The 17,272-nt window shown below is 55.4% G+C and carries 15 protein-coding genes; 11 read left to right on the forward strand and 4 right to left on the reverse strand.

Going from position 1 to position 17,272, the window contains the following annotated elements; all coding sequences use genetic code 11:
* Window positions 1-55: 55 nt before the first annotated feature.
* On the reverse strand, window positions 56-1,801 hold the full coding sequence (locus PEL01S_RS10195; RefSeq protein ID WP_127460219.1) for an ABC transporter ATP-binding protein: 1,746 nt from the start codon (window positions 1,799-1,801) through the stop codon (window positions 56-58).
* Between the two features lie 563 nt (window positions 1,802-2,364).
* Here PEL01S_RS10195 and PEL01S_RS10200 point away from each other — a divergent pair.
* Window positions 2,365-3,324: an acetylxylan esterase gene (locus PEL01S_RS10200; protein ID WP_063184734.1), complete on the forward strand. Its 960-nt coding sequence runs from the start codon at window positions 2,365-2,367 to the stop codon at window positions 3,322-3,324.
* Window positions 3,325-3,666: 342 nt separating this feature from the next.
* On the opposite strand, the gene PEL01S_RS10205 is transcribed toward PEL01S_RS10200, so the two are convergent.
* Window positions 3,667-4,845: an MFS transporter gene (locus PEL01S_RS10205; protein ID WP_127460220.1), complete on the reverse strand. Its 1,179-nt coding sequence runs from the start codon at window positions 4,843-4,845 to the stop codon at window positions 3,667-3,669.
* Window positions 4,846-5,006: 161 nt separating this feature from the next.
* Here PEL01S_RS10205 and PEL01S_RS10210 point away from each other — a divergent pair, with 161 nt between their 5' ends.
* The 3 genes from PEL01S_RS10210 to aspA all read left to right on the forward strand — a co-directional run bounded on the left by PEL01S_RS10210 (window position 5,007) and on the right by aspA (window position 8,326).
* Window positions 5,007-5,636, forward strand: a complete 630-nt coding sequence (locus PEL01S_RS10210; protein WP_127460221.1) for a TetR/AcrR family transcriptional regulator — start codon at window positions 5,007-5,009, stop codon at window positions 5,634-5,636.
* A gap of 137 nt (window positions 5,637-5,773) precedes the next feature.
* Window positions 5,774-6,739: a PfkB family carbohydrate kinase gene (locus PEL01S_RS10215; RefSeq protein WP_127460222.1), complete on the forward strand. Its 966-nt coding sequence runs from the start codon at window positions 5,774-5,776 to the stop codon at window positions 6,737-6,739.
* A 144-nt stretch (window positions 6,740-6,883) separates the two neighbouring features.
* Entirely contained in the window at window positions 6,884-8,326 is a 1,443-nt protein-coding gene (aspA, locus tag PEL01S_RS10220; RefSeq protein WP_127460223.1) for an aspartate ammonia-lyase, read from the forward strand.
* A 47-nt stretch (window positions 8,327-8,373) separates the two neighbouring features.
* Here aspA and PEL01S_RS10225 read toward each other — a convergent pair whose 3' ends face one another.
* Complete coding sequence (locus PEL01S_RS10225; protein ID WP_127460224.1) at window positions 8,374-9,306, reverse strand: DMT family transporter; 933 nt, start codon at window positions 9,304-9,306, stop codon at window positions 8,374-8,376.
* A gap of 110 nt (window positions 9,307-9,416) precedes the next feature.
* Here PEL01S_RS10225 and PEL01S_RS10230 point away from each other — a divergent pair, with 110 nt between their 5' ends.
* The 4 genes from PEL01S_RS10230 to pfkB all read left to right on the forward strand — a co-directional run bounded on the left by PEL01S_RS10230 (window position 9,417) and on the right by pfkB (window position 13,270).
* A complete protein-coding gene (locus tag PEL01S_RS10230; RefSeq protein ID WP_127460225.1) occupies window positions 9,417-10,313 on the forward strand; it encodes an AraC family transcriptional regulator in 897 nt (298 codons plus the stop codon).
* A gap of 86 nt (window positions 10,314-10,399) precedes the next feature.
* Window positions 10,400-11,455 carry an SIS domain-containing protein gene (locus PEL01S_RS10235; protein WP_127460226.1) on the forward strand — a complete coding sequence of 352 codons (1,056 nt, stop codon included), beginning with the start codon at window positions 10,400-10,402 and terminating at the stop codon, window positions 11,453-11,455.
* 22 nt (window positions 11,456-11,477) lie between these two features.
* Window positions 11,478-12,344: a class II fructose-1,6-bisphosphate aldolase gene (fba, locus tag PEL01S_RS10240; protein ID WP_063184741.1), complete on the forward strand. Its 867-nt coding sequence runs from the start codon at window positions 11,478-11,480 to the stop codon at window positions 12,342-12,344.
* Window positions 12,341-13,270: a 1-phosphofructokinase gene (gene pfkB / locus PEL01S_RS10245; protein WP_127460227.1), complete on the forward strand. Its 930-nt coding sequence runs from the start codon at window positions 12,341-12,343 to the stop codon at window positions 13,268-13,270. Before fba ends, pfkB begins: the two co-directional genes overlap by 4 nt.
* Window positions 13,271-13,387: 117 nt before the next feature.
* Here pfkB and PEL01S_RS10250 read toward each other — a convergent pair whose 3' ends face one another.
* The gene (locus tag PEL01S_RS10250) at window positions 13,388-14,473 is read right to left on the reverse strand and encodes a hypothetical protein (RefSeq protein ID WP_127460228.1); all 1,086 of its coding nucleotides are present in this window, start codon (window positions 14,471-14,473) and stop codon (window positions 13,388-13,390) included.
* A 243-nt stretch (window positions 14,474-14,716) separates the two neighbouring features.
* Here PEL01S_RS10250 and PEL01S_RS10255 point away from each other — a divergent pair, with 243 nt between their 5' ends.
* The 3 genes from PEL01S_RS10255 to PEL01S_RS10265 all read left to right on the forward strand — a co-directional run bounded on the left by PEL01S_RS10255 (window position 14,717) and on the right by PEL01S_RS10265 (window position 17,200).
* Window positions 14,717-15,448: a phytanoyl-CoA dioxygenase family protein gene (locus tag PEL01S_RS10255; protein ID WP_127460229.1), complete on the forward strand. Its 732-nt coding sequence runs from the start codon at window positions 14,717-14,719 to the stop codon at window positions 15,446-15,448.
* 47 nt (window positions 15,449-15,495) lie between these two features.
* On the forward strand, window positions 15,496-16,353 hold the full coding sequence (locus tag PEL01S_RS10260; RefSeq protein ID WP_127460230.1) for an AraC family transcriptional regulator: 858 nt from the start codon (window positions 15,496-15,498) through the stop codon (window positions 16,351-16,353).
* Between the two features lie 124 nt (window positions 16,354-16,477).
* On the forward strand, window positions 16,478-17,200 hold the full coding sequence (locus PEL01S_RS10265) for a Crp/Fnr family transcriptional regulator (RefSeq protein ID WP_127460231.1): 723 nt from the start codon (window positions 16,478-16,480) through the stop codon (window positions 17,198-17,200).
* Window positions 17,201-17,272: the final 72 nt, after the last annotated feature.

Genomic DNA, 17,272 nt, shown 5'->3' on the forward strand with positions numbered 1-17,272 from the left:
CGGATCGCTATTCGGTTAGCGTTTCCGTCCGGTAGGCTTATTTTGAACGGGGAATTTACGCCCCGATGTTTGCTTCGAGCTGCTGGCGGTCGTACTGCTCTTTGTACCAGCCCCCGGCCTGAAGCAGCTGTTCATGGGTGCCTTCTTCCGCGATCCGGCCTTCGTCCAGTACGACGATCCAATCGGCATGCTGTACGGCGGACAGCCGGTGGGTGACGATCAGCGTCGTCTTGCCGGCGCGTTCCCGGCGAATGCCCGCAATGATTTCCGCCTCCGTCTTGGCGTCGACCGCCGACAGCGCGTCGTCGAGCATGAGAATTTCGGGATCGATGATCAAGGCGCGGGCGATGGACACGCGCTGCTTCTGACCGCCGGATAAGGCCACGCCTTTTTCGCCGACCAGCGTCTCCAGCCCTTCGGGCAGGAAGCGCACGTCCTTGGCGAACGAGGCCAGCTCCAGCGCCCGCTGCACTTCCGGTTCGTCCGCCTGGCTGCGGCCGAACGTAATATTTTCGCGAATCGACCGCGAGAACAAAATCGGCTGCTGCGGCACATAACCGATCCAGCCTTGGAGCGTATCGGGATCGATCCAGTCCGCGGGCACGCCGGACAGCCGGACCGCTCCCTGGCCGGAAGGGTATTCGCGCAGAAGCTGCTTGAGCAGTGTCGTTTTGCCGCTTCCCGTCCGGCCTACGATTCCGAGGGTCTGACCGCGCTCCAGCTTGAACGAGATATCGACGAGATTATCGATCGGCGAGGAAGGATAGCGGAACGTTACGCGGTCGAACACGATGCTTTTCGGCACGTCGACCGGGACCGGATTCTCCGGATTTTCCACATCCGGCTCGTAGGCGAGCGTTTCGTTGACCCGATCCAGCGAAGCGTTGCCCCGCTGCATGAGGTTGATGAGCTCGCCGATCGCGAACATCGGCCAAATCAGCATGCCGAGGAATACGTTGAACGAAACCAGCTCGCCGAGCGTAATTTCGTTGTGGAACACCAGATAAGCGCCGTAGCACAACCCGATCAAATAGCTGATGCCGACCAAAATTTTCACCGTCGGATCGAACAGCGCATCGACGCGGGCGACGGCGATGTTTTTGCGGAACACGTCGTCCGAAGTGCGGTGGAACCGTTCCTCGCTGGCCTTCTCCTGCACGAACGCGCGGATGACCCGAACGCCGTCGATCGTCTCCAGCACCTGGTCGTTCAATTGGCCGAACGCGTCCTGTGCGCTCGTGAAGCGCTCATGGATTCGCTTGCCGAACCTGCCCATCAGCAGTGCCATAACCGGCAGGGGCAGCAGGGAAGCGAGCGTCAGCTTCCAACTGATAAACGCCGCCATCATCGTCAAGATCGTCAGCATGTACAGGCTGGAGTCGATCAAAGTAAGTATTCCGAAGCCTGCGGTCGCCGAGACGGCATGCAGATCGTTCGTCGCCCGGGCCATCAAATCGCCCGTCCGGTTTCGTTCGTAGAATGTCGGCGTCATTTTGGCAAAGTGGCGCATCAGACGCGAGCGGAGCAGCCGCTCCAGCACGAAGGCGCCGCCGAACAGCTGATACATCCAGACGTAAGTGATCGCGTAGCATAACAGAGCTGCGGCGGCCCAGAAGCCAAGCACCTGATAAAACCGCGTGTCGGTCAGTGTCCCTTGATGAATGCCGTCGATGGAATAGCCGATCAGCTTCGGGGGAATGACCTCCAGAATTCCGGCGATCAGCAGCAGCAGGATCGCGGAACTGTATCGCTTCCAATGCATGGCGAAAAACCAGCGCAGCTTTTTCAATACGATAAACATGCGAGCGTACTCCTTTCCGGTTCTCTAAAAAATGGTTATGCGGCAGCGCTTGGAAAACGACGCCAAAAAAGGCATACCGCTCGTAAGCGATATGCCTTAGCGCATCCGTATCCAAGGATGCTTATCTTATCGGTTCGCAACAAACACCATACGCAGGTTCTAACTGCTGCGGACCGATAAAAAAGGCGCACGATTACGAGGGTGCGTAACCATGCGCCGCGTGTACGGAAGAAATTCGTGGAACGGCGAACGAGCCGTTACGATTCCAGCGCGGAGTGGCTGCACCGAACAATCCGGTTGTATTGAAGATGTGCGCGAAATTTTCGGTCTCTAGCGAGCAGCATCATTTGGCAGCCATCCTTTCTTGGAAATAATCTACAAATGTCACTGTACCATTGGGCTGCTCGTACTGTCAACGGAAAAAACGATTATAATCGATCCGGCCGAAGAGCTCGAAAAAAGACAAGATAGAGTCCGAGATGAGACTTGAGATTCCAGCCGACCTGAATTACATTGAGAATAAGAAGTGGGTTCCATACTATGTAAAAAAGGATGGTGCGACGATGCCGCTGTTGGATATGCCGCTGGATCAACTGAAAACGTACCAAGGACGCAATCCGCGTCCCGCCGACCTGGACGAATACTGGGAAGCCGCACTGCAGGAAATGCGGGCGACCGATCCTCTAGTCGAACTGGTGCCGTCAGAGTTCACGACGCCGTTCGCGGAATGCTTCGACTTGTATTTTACCGGCGTCCGGGGCGCGCGGATTCACGCCAAATATGTGCGACCGACCCGAACCGGCGGTCCGCATCCGGCCCTGCTCCAATTCCACGGCTATACGGGAAATTCCGGCGATTGGCAGGATAAGCTGCAGTATGCGGCGCTGGGTTTTTCCGTGGCAGCCATGGATGTACGCGGTCAAGGCGGCTTGTCGGAGGATACGGGCGGGGTGAAGGGGACGACGCATCACGGCCATTTTATCCGCGGTCTGGACGGGGAGGCGGACAATTTGCTGTTCCGCCATATTTTTCTGGATACGGCGCAGCTGGCTTCCATTGTGATGAGCTTCCCGGAGATCGATGAGAACCGGGTAGGGGCGTCGGGCTGGTCGCAGGGCGGCGCCTTGACGATGGCCTGCGCGGCGCTGGAGCCGCGGATTCGCAAGGCTGCGCCGGTATACCCGTTCCTGAGCGACTACAAGCGGGTATGGGAAATGGATTTAGCCGAAGACGCCTATGCCGAGCTGCGCACGTATTTCCGCCATTTTGATCCGCAGCATAAACGGGAAGAGGAGATTTTCACCAAGCTCGGCTACATCGATATCCAGCATTTGGCACACCGCATCCGGGCGGAGCTGCTGATCGGCGTCGGGCTGATGGACCCGATTTGTCCGCCTTCCACCCAATTTGCCGCGATCAACAAAGTCACGTCGCCGGTGCAGCTGGAAATTTACCCGGACTTCGGGCACGAAGGGCTACCAGGAATGCAGGATAAGATTTATCAATTTATGAAAACCTTATAGCGGCAAAAAAGAGCGTCCGGGCGCATCGCCGGACGCTCTAGTTTTGAGAAGCCCTAGAAGTAGAAAATCTCAGACAAAATAGAGGTGGGGTATATCTCGTAAGAGTTTACGTCCGCCTTGAAACCTGTGAAAATACCGCTAATTCTAATCAAGTTCACGGGTTGATTGGGGGTCCCCGGAAAGTAATCGGAATAAGCTTCCAAGTTACTTCACTTTCTGGGGGAGGGCAGCGGCTGGAGGGATATACCCCACCGGCGTATGCGGAGAATTTTATACGCGAAGCGGGTTTCTCAACAAGCTCAGCGTCCGGCCCATCACCGGACGCTTTTTTGCCGTTTGCGCTCAGGAAGAAGCTGCGCCCGTTCTGCGGGCCGTGAGGCGGCCGCCTATGGCGATTCCGCCCAGGTACAAGGCGGCGCTTACGCCGAACAGCAGCGGAATGCTTTCTCCGACAAACAGGAGCGATCCGAGCATCGGGCCCGCCGCCATGCCCAGATAGCGGACAAAATTGTAGACGCCGACGGCGGTCGCGCGGTCATCGGGGAACATTTCCGTAAGGAGCGTCGCCGGCATCGACATGGTAAGTCCCATCGTCAGGCCGAACAGGCAGAACGCGACGGTTAGCACGGGCAGCGATAGTCCGGCCGTGAACGCGAACAGCAGCACCGTCGCGGCGTTAGCCGCGCAACCCCATAAGTAGCCGCTCTCTCCGGAGAACCGGCTTTGGACCCATCCTCCGGCCTTGACGCCAATCATAGAGCAGAGTGCCATGAGCAGCATCAGTGTTCCTGTCTGCGCCGGCTCGTAGCCGTAGCGGTGATGGGCGATGATCGGAATGTAAACGAGAAAGACAAAGTAGACCAAAAACTGCACGAACCCGACGGTCAGCAGGGCAGCCGCCCGGGGATGGCGGGCCAACCGGACAAAGGAACTCCAATCGAGGCCCTTGCGCACGGCCGTTGCTTTCGGCCGGGTTTCGGGGAGCAGGAAAGCATTGGCCGCAAGCAGGATCAGTGATACGGCGCACAGCAGCAAAAACGCGCTTCCATAGCCGTAGCGGCCGCCGATCATTCCGCCGACCCATGGGCCGACGGCCGGAGACAGTCCGAGCATCAACTGGTAAGTCGCCATCCCTTGGGCCCGCTCCTTTCCTTCAAACACATCGCCGATCACGGCTGCTGCCACGACCGGAACGGCCGCCGCACCGATGCCCTGTAGCAGACGGAAGACGAGCAGCGCATCAACCGAGGCGGCGTAGGCGCAGCCGAGCGAGGCCAGCGTGTAGACGGCGATGGCCGGGAGGAGGACGATTTTGCGGCCCTTCCGGTCCGAGAGCGGACCGAAGACAAGCTGCATGACCGCAAGCGCTACGGTAAATACGGTCACCGTCAGGTTGACCATCGCCTGCGTCGTGTGCAGCTTTTCCTGAACCTCGACCAGCAGCGGGGAATATAAATTTTGCGCTAAAGACGCCACAAAGGCGCTGAAGCCGATCAAATACAAGATGATGCGGGATTTCATGAGATCACTCCTTTTTACTTTTGACTGACTCCCAGTCAGTTTTGTACATTACGCATTATAGTTGATTGACCGATCGTCAGTCAATAAGTAAAATGAAATTATGGAGATTACCCTAAAACGAGAAGCGTGCATTTCTCTCAATTAGCAAAGGAGTGCGACTTATGGCCAGAATAACAAAGGACCCTGAAGTGCGCAGGAACGAACTGTTGGACGCGGCTGTGCAATTGTTCGGCGATAAAGGCGTCGAGCGGACGTCCGTCAGCGACATCGTCAAACAGGTGGGGGTCGCTCAAGGGACGTTTTATTACTATTTCAAAACGAAGGACGACGTTATCTTCGCCCTGATCGAGCGTACGCTGTCAGAGCAAATGGAATATGTGAATTCGGTTGCCGGGCAGCCCGGAATAGCCGCGGACCGGAAGCTGGTGGCGGCGCTGCTCGAGCGTCCGGCCGTCCTGCCGAATTACCGGGATTTTTTGCAAGTGCTGCACCACGAGAGCAACGCAATGATCCATCAGCGGTTCGTGTCCGGGAAAATTTCCGCGATGGTGCAGCCGATCGCGCATATCCTTGAGCAGGGCGTGAAGGAAGGCGTGTTTCAGGTTGCGCATCCGGCGGAAACGGCCGAATTCATGCTCACGGCGATTTTGTTCATGTTCGACCCGGGCTTTTTTGACCGGACCGAGGAGGAGATCCGCGCCAAAGCCGACGCGATCGTCGGCATCATGGGGAAGCTGCTCGGTGCGGACCTCCCGCCGCCGGATCAGACAAGAAGCTTGTTAGCACTTTAAGCCGGGCGGATTGTTCGTTGACGGTTTGATTTCCCTGCGACTACAATAGGAAGGGAACGTTTTCATTAAACGTCTGCGGAGCCGGAAACCGGTTCCGCGAACCGCTTGGAATTTGATAAAATGGACGGAGGATGGACATGAATAGATTAGATGCCGTCGCCATCGGCGAGCTGCTAATCGATTTTACGCCTGCGGGGGTGTCTGAGCAAGGGCTGCCGCGTTACGAGCAAAACCCCGGCGGCGCGCCGGCCAATGTGATGGCCGGGCTGACCAAGCTGGGCAAACGGACGGCATTTATCGGTAAAGTCGGCGAGGATGCCTTCGGCCGTTTTTTGACGGGGGAGCTGGAGAAGCACGGGGTGGATACGGGCGGCATGGTATTTACCGGCGAAGCCGGTACGACGCTGGCCTTTGTCAGCCTTGATGCCAGTGGAGACCGTTCTTTCAGCTTTTACCGCAACCCTGGGGCGGACATGCTCCTGCAGGAGTCGGAGATCGACTGGGAGCGGATCGGGGAGGCCGCTTTGTTTCATTTCGGCTCCGTCTCGATGACGCACGAGCCGTCGGCTTCGGCGACGCTGCGCGCGGCTGCCTATGCTCGCCGGGAAGGCAAGCTCGTCTCCTTCGATCCGAATCTGCGTCCGCTGCTGTGGCCGGATTTGGACCGTGCAAAGCGGCTCATTCTGGAAGGGCTGACTTACAGCGACGTTCTAAAGCTTTCCGAGGAGGAGCTGCATTTTCTGACCGGCGAGCGGGACTTGGAGGCGGGTACGCGGCAGCTTCAGGAGCAGTACGGCACTCCGCTGATCTTCGTGACGCTGGGGCCGGACGGCAGCTTTTACCGTCAGGGCGAGCGGACGGGCCGGGTGCCGGGCTTTGCGGTGAAAGCCGTCGATACGACCGGCGCGGGCGACGCGTTCTTTTCCGGCGCGCTGTTCCGCTTGATGGAATCCGGGAAGCGCCCCGAAGCGCTGACGGAAGAGGAGCTCGGCGAGGTTTGCCGCTCGGGCAATGCGTCCGGTGCGCTTACGACGACCCGCAAGGGAGCCATTCCCGCCCTACCGTCTCGGGAGGAGCTGGACCAACTGATTCGCGGAAATTGACGGGCCAAGCATGGAAACGTTTTATTTTCCGATGTCAAGCCCTTTTAACCGATGGTAAATTGAGATACAATAACGTATGGAGATGACATTGCTTGTAAGATCATCCCGTTGTAAGTTATCGCAGCCATAAAGGGGAGACAGGTCATGACCAGCGCGCAATATCGGGTGGAAAAAGACTTTTTGGGCACAAAGGAAGTACCGGTCCATGCTTATTATGGAGTTCAAACCATGCGGGCCGTAGAAAACTTTCCGATTACCGGATACCGGATTCATAAAGAGCTGATTATCGCCATGGCAACGGTCAAAAAAGCGGCGGCTATCGCCAATATGGAGATCGGACAACTGAATCCGAACCTTGGGAAGGTCATCGTTCAGGCGGCTGAAGAAATTATCGCCGGACAATGGCACGATCAATTTATTGTAGACCCGATTCAAGGCGGGGCGGGTACGTCGATCAACATGAACACGAACGAAGTCATCGCCAACCGGGGCATCGAACTGCTCGGAGGCGAGAAGGGCAATTACTTTACACTTAGCCCCAATACGCATGTGAACATGGCGCAGTCGACGAATGACGCCTTCCCGACGGCGATTCATATTTCCGTTCTGACGCTGCTTGATCAGCTGCTTGAGGTGATGAACGAGCTGCACGAAGGCTTCGAGGCCAAAGCGAAAGAATTCGACGGCGTGATCAAAATGGGCCGGACGCACCTGCAGGACGGCGTGCCGATCCGCCTCGGCCAAGAGTTTGAAGCTTATCGCCGGGTGCTTGCGAGAGACATCAAGCGGATTACGCAGACGCGGCAGCATTTGTACGAGATCAACATGGGTGCGACGGCCGTTGGCACCGGCTTGAACGCCGACCCGCGCTACATTAAGCGCGTGGCGGAGCTGCTGGCCGAATTGACCGGCTTCCCGCTGGTCAGCGCGGAGCACCTCGTCGATGCGACGCAGAACACCGACGCCTATACGGAAGTGTCTGCGGCGTTGAAGGTGTGCATGATCAACATGTCGAAGGTGGCGAACGACCTGCGGCTGATGGCTTCGGGGCCGCGTACCGGCTTGGCTGAGATCAACCTGCCGGCGCGTCAGCCGGGCTCCTCGATCATGCCGGGCAAAGTGAACCCGGTCATGTGTGAGGTTGTCAATCAGGTAGCGTTTCAGGTAATCGGCAACGACCATACCATTTGCCTGGCTTCCGAAGCGGGACAGCTTGAGCTGAACGTCATGGAGCCGGTGCTGGTGTTCAATCTTCTGCAATCGCTCAGCATGATGAGCCAGGTGTTCAAGGTGTTCAAAAAATATTGCCTCGACGGCATCCAAGCGAACATCGACCGCTGCAAAGAATACGTGGAGCGGAGCGTTGGCGTCATTACCGCGCTGAATCCGCATCTGGGCTATGAGCCGGTGGCGAGAATCGCCCGCGAGGCGATCGAAACCGGCCGTTCGGTCCGCGAGCTTTGCCTCTTGTACGATGTGCTGCGCGAAGACGAGCTGAACTTGATTTTGGACCCGTACGAAATGACGAATCCGGGCATTGCGGGCGCATCGCTGCTCGAAACACACCGCGACGAAGAGAAAAAATAACGGCCGGACGCTTCCGTCTGGCCGGTTAGGCGACAAGCGCCGCTGTCTCAAGAGACGGCGGCGTTTGTTTTTTGATTCGTAGGGGCTTTTTTTAAGGCCAATAATAAAATCATTCCAATGATGCACGACGTGCCGACCCACTGGAAAATTCCAAACGGCTCTTTCAGCCAAAGAACCGTGGTCAACACAGCCGCCAGCGGCTCCAGACTGCCGACGAGGCTCGTTTCTTTGGGGGAAAGACTTTGCAAGCTTTCGATATAAAACCAAAAGGCGAGCATGGTGCCGAAGATGATCACGAAGACCAAGTATAAACAGGCTTCCAGCGGCATACCGGCAAAATCCGCCTGCCAGGGCGGACGGATAAAGCTTAAGGCGGCGCCCCCGATGATCATCGCCCATCCCACGATGACAAGCGAATCGTATTGCTTCAACAGAGGAACGGCATATACGGTATAAAACGCTAGCGTTACCCCGGATAACACTCCCCAAACGATGGCAGGCATCGGCACCGATAGCTGGGAGACAGAGCCATTGGTTAATAATAAAAAGCAGCCGACCAAAGCCAGGGAAACGGTGACTAGATCTTGTACGGTGAACACCGTCTGTTTTCGCAGGATGAGATAAATAATGATCATGACCGGCGCCAAATATTGCAGCAGCGTAGCGACGGCGGCATTGCCATGCTGGATCGAAGCCATATACGTGTATTGAACCGCGAGCGTGCCAAATAACGCGAAAATAACCAGTTTAATGGCCACTCTTCGGTTTTTCCAGACTCCGGTAATTTGGGAACGGTCTTTTGTGAAAAATTGCACGGTTAAGAGTAAAATACCGGCAATCAGCAATCGGGTCGTGACCAGCCAATCGACCTCGATAGCGTAATGTTGAAACAGCTTTTTGGCGACGGTGCCGCTGATTCCCCATAATACCGCTCCGGTTATCACGAGAAATAATCCTTTTCTTCTAGCAGGTCTGTCCATAAACAAGTCTCCACCTTAAAATATAATAATAGTATTATATAGGAGAAAGCGGGCTTTGAAGATATTAGAATCGGATAAATAAATATAAGGATTTTGAGGTCGGAGTCATCATGCAAATTAAAAATTTCAAGATGGACCAAAGCTTAAAGGAACTGACCGAGCACCGAACGGTCGTGCTGCCGATGGCATGCTACGAAACCGTAATTAATCAAAATATACACGGCTATATCCCGCTTCATTGGCATGAGGAAATTCAACTGGTGCTGATTGTAAAAGGAGAAGCCCTTTTTCAAATCAATGAAGATCGCATAACGGTTCGGGAAGGCGAGGGCTTGTTTATCAATAGCGGCTGCCTGCATATGGCGGAAGAAATGGATCAATCGGGCTGCGTCTACATTTGCTTGAATGTTTCTTCCCATTTCGTATTATCGCAAGAGCTTTACACGACCTTTGTATATCCATATATTCAAGCGACAAATCTTTCATACTTACATTTGCATCCTAGCCAGCCTTGGGGGAAAAATAGTTTGGATGCCATCCTCAGCATTCATCGATTGCTCCAGCAGAAACCGCCGTTCTATGAAATCAGTATCACCGTGCAGCTGTCGTTAATTTGGCAAAACCTCATTAGGAATGGCTTTGAGCCGGAATACGACCGGACGGAAATGCAGAAGAACCGGCGAATCAAGCACATGCTGCAATGGATTCATACCCATTATACTGAAAAAATCAAGCTCGATGATATCGCCAGAGCCGGCCAATTGAGCCGGTCCGAATGCTGCCGCTATTTCAAGCGAATTCTGAAGACGACGCCGCTAAGCTACGTAACGGAATACCGAATCCAAAAAAGCTTAGTCCTTCTGCAGCAAGCGGAATCGAATGTGACGGAAGTCGCCTACCAAGTAGGGTTTAATAGTACAAGCTATTTTATTGATCAATTCCGCAAGTCTATGAAGATTACACCCTTAGCTTACAAGAAATCTAAAAAAATGGATGACGGCTCATAGAACGAGACGTAATGCTTGAATAAAATGATTGAAAAAATCAAAATTATGATTTATATTATCATTAATAAGACGAAAGGGGTAATATTGTGAAGCCATTCGGTCAATATACGTATCCTGAAATTTCGGCACAGGCGGAGGCGCTGAATGCAGCGCTGGCACAGCTTCAACAGCAGGGAGATTGGGTTCAAAAGCATCTCCTCGATTCGGAAACGGACGAGACGGTGTTCATCGGCAGCGGCTCATCCTATTATCAAGCACTGGCGATGGCGTCCGTCTACCGGGCTTGGGTGGGCAAAAGCGCAACGGCGTATCCTTCCTCGGAGGTGTTCCTGTTCCGCGAGCAGACGCTCCCTCCAAACCGCAATTATTTGGTTATCGGCGTATCGAGATCGGGCGAATCGACGGAAGTGCTGCTGGCGCTGGAAGCCGTGAAGCCGCTTCCTAACGTGAAGGTTGCGGGTATCACCTGCTACGAAGAGAGCAGCATGGCGAAGCTGGCCGATTGTCTGGTATCCCCGCTCGGTAAAGAAACGAGCACCGTTATGACGAAATCGTTCAGCAGTATGACGTTTTTGATGCACGCGGCGATCGCCAAGGCGGCGGGAAAGCAGGATCAATTCGAACAGCTTGCAGCGGTCGCGCAAACGGACGATCAAGTCGTCAAAGCCGCCGACGCTTTCATTAAACCTTTGGTCGACACGAACGATTTTCACAAGGTCATTTACCTCGGCATGGGCACGTACTACGGCATCGCGCTGGAAGCGAGCTTGAAAATTAAAGAAATGTCCTACGTTTGGACGGAGGCGTACGGTACGCTGGAGTTCCGTCACGGTCCCAAGTCGATTGTGGAGCCGGGCACGCTCGTCTGCCTGCTGCTGTCCGAGAAAGCACGCGATTACGAGCTGAAGGTCGCCAAGGAAATGCAGGAGTACGGCGCATTCGTGCTGCTTGTTACGGCAAAGGCCGGGGAAGACACCGCGTTCGCGGATGCGGTCTTCGAAGTCGGCGGAGCGGAGATGAGCGACGATGCCCGCACGGTGCTTTATTTGCCGGCGCTGCAATATTTGGGCTTCTATACGGCCATGAAACGCAACGTGGACCCGGATATGCCCCGCAACCTGACGCAAGTGGTCAAAATTTAGCCGGAAGCGAGATGACATCGATATGCCATTAGTATCATCCACCTCATTGCTGGAAGCGGCCCGTGCGGGCGGCTACGGAATCGGCGCATTCAACGTGCATACGCTGGAGATGCTGCAAGCGGTCGTCGACGCCGCGGAAGAAACCGGATCGCCTTTAATTCTTCAATCGACAGTGGGGACGGTCAAGCATCTCGGTCCCGATTATATTGCGGCGGCAGCTACGGTTGCGGCCAACCGTTCCCGGGTGCCGATTGCGCTTCATCTGGACCATTGTACGGACTTTGCAACGATCGTGCAGTGCATTCGGGCCGGATACACGTCGGTGATGATTGACGCTTCGATGCTGCCTTTCGAAGAAAACGTGCGCTTGACGAAGCAAGTCGTCGAAGTGGCGAGCGCAGCGGGCGTCAACGTTGAAGCCGAGCTCGGCAAAGTGGGCGGCGTGGAAGACGATATCGTCGTGGCCGAGCACGAAGCGCTGATGGCCGACCCGCAGGAGTGCGCCGAATTCGTCGAGCGGACCGGCGTTCATACGCTGGCGCCTGCGATCGGCACGGCTCACGGCATTTACAAGGGCGAGCCGAAGATCGATTTCGACCGCATCCGGCGCATTGCCGAGGTCGTCTCGGTACCGCTCGTGCTGCACGGCGGCTCCGGCATTCCGGAAGAGCAGGTGAAGCGCTGCGTCTCGCTGGGCATGGCCAAAATGAACATCGCCACCGAGATCCGTATCGTTTTCTCCGACGCGATCAAGGCCGTATTTGCGGACAATCCGCAGGAGAACGATCCGCGCAAATATATGATTCCGGCCAAGCAGGCGGTAAAAGAAGCGGCGATTGAAAAAATGCGTATGGTCGGCTGCATCGGCAAAGCCGGAGACCTCCGATGATCGTCACTGTCACCTTGAACGCGGCCATCGATAAGACATATCATTTGCCTGCGCTGGCCGCAGGGCAAGTTTCCCGGGTGGACCGGGTGTACGCGGAGCCGGGAGGCAAAGGGATTAATGTCGCCCGCGTCGTCGCGCTGCAAGGCGTTCCCGTGCTGGCGGCCGGATTTGCCGGCGGCAGCAACGGGGATTTTATCGAACGCGGATTGACGCGGCAGGGCATTGCGCATGACTTCGTAAAGATCGAGGGCGAATCCCGTATCTGTCTGAACATTATGGATCAAGACGGCGTGTCGACGGAGCTGCTGGAACCGGGACCGACGATCGCCGGGCAAGAGATGGAGGCCATGCGGGAAAAGCTTGCGCAGCTTGCCGCGCGGGCGAAGGTCGTCGCTTTCAGCGGCTCGCTTCCGGCCGGCGTGCCAAAGTCCTTTTATGCGGAATTGATCGGCATCGCTCAAAAGCAAGGCGCCGTCGTATTTTTGGATACGAGCGGTGAAGCACTGATACGGGGGGCGGAAGCAAAGCCTTACTTCATCAAGCCGAACGAGGACGAAGTCGCCCAGTGGCTCGGCCATTCGATCGAGGACGAAAACGCGTTAAAGCAAGGCTTGCTGCGGCTGAACGAGACCGGCCTTCCTTGCATCAGCGTATCGATGGGAGCGCAGGGCTCGCTGACCGCTTTTCACGGCGCTTGCTACAGGGTACGCGCCCCGAAGGTCGACGCGGTGAATGCGGTCGGCAGCGGGGACGCTTACGTGGCCGGCATGGCTATCGGCACAGCGCAAGGGCTTCCCGTCGAGGAATGCCTCAGATTGGCCACCGCCTCCGGGACGGCAAACGCGTTGACGGCCCGGGCGGGCTACGTCGAGCCGGAGGACGTCAAACGGCTGCTCGACGAAGTCGTCGTGGAACGGATCGGGTAGCGACAGCAATCCTAAGAAAGGGCAGTACCGACATCTGTCGGTCTGCCCGCAGCTTCAACACTCCGGGAGTCACCTTGTGGCTCCCTTTTTGCATGGACTCTCCCCAATGAGGTCCTGTTACTTCGAGGCAGAACCAAGCTGGTCCAGCCAGTAAATCCCCGTCGGCTGCCGGTCTTTATCCTCCACATCGACCAGACTGACGCTCGGGCTAATGCTTAAGCTTTGCAGCGAATCGCCGCTGGCCCGGCCCTCGATTTCGGCGATGTGGAACTTCACGAATCTGGGGTTCTCTTCGAGCAGCGACAAATCGTTGATGTCGTCGCCAAACCAAACAACCGTATATTCCTCACCGTCCGCTGTTGTTCCGATTGCATAAGCCTGGGAAATCTTCAGTTTGTACTGCTCGGCCAGCATTTTCAGATCCGTGGCGGTGGACTTCTTAAAGGTGGCGGCAAACGGCCATATGCTTTGCTCCGACAAGATTCCCACCCGCTCCGCAGCGCCCTTCCGGTATTGCTCCAACGTTTCCTTGGAGTAAATGTTCGTATATTCGCCCTTTACTTTTTTGATGTTTTTTTCATCCGCATGCGATGGGAAAGAAACTTTGAAATCGGCCGGAGCCGTTTTGAAATTCGGGTTCTTCTCATTAACCTGCTTCCACTCGATGCGGGCGAGCTGATCCTTGGTATCGGATAAGTCGTTGATCGTGCCTCCAGGCTGGCCGAATCTCTGCAGCGAGTGCAAGGTCAGGATCGGCTTATCGCTGCCCTCCCGGGAGCTCCATCCTGTGTACAAGGTGTACGATTTGTCCGGATTCAGCCGATCTCCGCCAAGAATCGATACGATGACTTCGTCTCCCGCATCTTCTCCCCCGGTATTCAGATCGACCTTGACTCCGGGCAGATTGGTCATGATGACCTTGGGCTTCAAAGCATCGGAGGCATCGGTCTGAAAGGCCAGAGCGGGAATGTTGCGGAAAATGCCCTGCCTTTGAAACGCTTGAATCTGTTCTTTGGTCCACTCGGCGCGAACCTTTGTCGTCATGAAGTCCTTCCCGACTTTATAGGCTTCCAGTTTTGCTTTGGTCGGCAAATCTGCATTCGCCGCTTTGGAATTCGTAAATTCGCTCTCGTAAGCGAACGCCCCGGTACATAAGAAAAGCTGCATGGCTAATGCCGCCGAGACTAAGGTCCGTTTCTTCATCTTCTTGGAATACCTCCTCGAAATTCACTTTGCGCTCATGGAAAAATCACCATTAACTGCCAACTCGCTTCTTTTAAGACGCAGCGGAGCTTCAAAAAGTTTCAAGCTTTATGCTCATTTTCGTAAAATTCCCATCATGCCATCGGAAGATAAGCGTACTTCTCCGTAACAAACGATGAGCCAATCCGGGCCCGACACCCTATAGTCAGGATATACCCGAACGCTGACAGGAGGCGGTTACGCATGAGTTTGTTAACCCAAGAAGAGGTTTCGTTTTATGCCGAGAACGGCTATTTGCTGCATCACAAGCCGTTGTTTTCGGAAGAAAAGCTGGGGGAATTGACCTCGATCTTCGAGGAACAACTGGCGCAAAAGGGGAGCAAGCTGTCCGACGAGCTGGATACGCCGCATTTTCGCGAGGAACGGCTGCTGAAGTTTTTGCTTGCGGACGAGGTGCTGGACCTGGTGGAGCCGCTGATCGGTCCGAATATCGGGCTGTGGTCCAGCCATTTCATATGCAAGGATGCGTTCACCGGCCGGGCGACACCGTGGCATGAAGATTCGGCCTATTGGAACGGACGGCTCAGCGGCTATGACAAAATCGTCACCGTCTGGCTCGCAATCGACCGCAGCAACCGCGACAATGGCTGCATGCGGGTCATTCCCGGCACACACCGGAACGGATTTTCCGAGTACGAGCCGGTGGACGGCGGCCGGAACTTGTTTCCGACGCAAATTAAACAAATTGACGACCGGAATGCAGTATACTTCGAGCTGGAACGGGGCGAATGCTCGCTGCACGATTCGCGGATTATTCACGGCGCCGCCCCGAATACGAGCCCACACCGCCGCTGCGGCTACACGATGCGTTATTTTTCCACGGAATTGAAGGTGCTGCCCGAGAAAAATCCGAATTTCAAAATATGGCTGGCGCGCGGCAAAGACATCGCTGGAAACCCGTTCGTTCCTGTATAATGGGACTTATCCAATGAACTCTTAGATGAAAAAGCGGGAGGGCCGTCATGGGACCCAAACAACCGGAGCGCTTGCGGAGCGTGCACTATGTGGCGCCGAACGCTCCTTTTCATGTTTACCGTCAATCGGTTGCCGGACGCGTCGACCTGCATTGGCACGAATTTTACGAGCTGTGCTTCGTCCATTCCGGCCGCGGAACCAATATCGTGAACGGTGAGCCGCATGGGCTTGAGCCCGGCAGCATGTTTCTGCTGACGCCCGCTGATTTTCATGAAATCGAGCTTGTTCCCGGAGAAACGATGGAAATTCTCAACCTCGTTTTTTTGGAGGAGGTGCTGACGGACGAACTGCGTGAGCTGTTATTTCCCGGTATCTTGAAGCTTCAGACAAGGCTCGACGCTGTGGAGGCAAGCGGCATGCAGGCGGAATTTGATCGTGTCCTTGCGGAATTCAACGATTCGCGGCCGGGCGGAAACTTGATGATTAAAGCGACGCTGACGCGCATATTGGTCGGGCTTGCGAGGCAGTGCCGGCATGATCGCGGGCCGTCGGATTCGGGCATTCGAGAGGCTTTACGATCGGCGCACCCGGGCATGCAGAAAGCGCTTATGTACGTTCACCACCATTTCCGGGAAGCGCTGACACTGGAGGAAGTCGCCCGGCAGGCGAAGCTGACGCCCAATTATTTCAGCCATACGTTCCGCAAGCTGAGCGGCATTCCGTTTCAGAGCTACCTGCAGGAGCTGCGCCTGACGTTTGCCAAATCGCTGCTGGCCGCAAGCGACCTGCCGGTGACGGAAATATGCCACGCTTCCGGCTTTAACACGCTGACGCATTTCGAACGGGCTTTTAAGAAAAGGTTCGGCTGCCCGCCCTCCGGCTTGCGCAAAGGCAGCCTGCATTGACGCTCGCTGCGATATTCGCAAATAAAACAAATGCCTAAATGAATTCTAACATTTATCTAATAATGATATGATACCATTATTTATCATAAGGAGTCGGGAGATATCCTGGATAAGGATGGTGTATATGGGAACCGCTAACCGAACGATGCCGAAAGCCGCTCATCATATTCCGCAGTTTTTGTCAGATGAAAACATGGAACGGCTTACGCAGATCATGTACCCGAAACAAGCGGCAGAGGGCGACTATTTGTTTTGGGAAGGGGATAAGGCGGATAGGCTGTACTATGTTCACGGGGGTACGGTAAAGTTGAGCAAATCGACGGAGGACGGCAAAGCGTTCATTTTGCAAGTGGCGCAGTCCGGCGATCTGTTCGGCGAGTTCGGAAGCGGCGAACCGCAGTCTTACGGGTATGACGGCATCGTGATGGAAGATGCGTCGCTTGGTGTCATTCTGATCAAAGACTTGGAAGTCCTCATTTGGAGACACGGCGATATGGCGATGCAGCTATTCAAATGGATGAGCCAGATGCAGCAATTCGTGCAGTCCAAATTCCGGGACTTGCTGCTGTTCGGCAAAAACGGCGCGCTCGCCTCGACTTTGATCCGTTTGACTAACTCTTATGGCGAAATGGATGAAAGGGGAATTCGCATCACGATCAAATTGACGCATACCGATCTGGCGAACATGATCGGTTCGACCCGAGAGGGGGTAAACCGGATGCTTAGCGAATATAAGGCGGCTGGGGCCATCGAGTTGGAGAACGGAAGATTGGTTATAACCAATTTGCCTTTCTTCCAGGCCATGGTCGGCTGCGCCGGGTGTCCGCTTGGCGTATGCCGGATCTGACGACGGGAACGGTCTAAATCGGGCGAATAGGCGTCTTACGCGTTGGAGCACACTAAAACGGCGTGTGACTTC

The sequence above is a fragment of the Paenibacillus elgii NBRC 100335 genome, assembly GCF_004000865.1.
In the GTDB taxonomy this organism is placed as follows: domain Bacteria; phylum Bacillota; class Bacilli; order Paenibacillales; family NBRC-103111; genus Paenibacillus_G; species Paenibacillus_G elgii.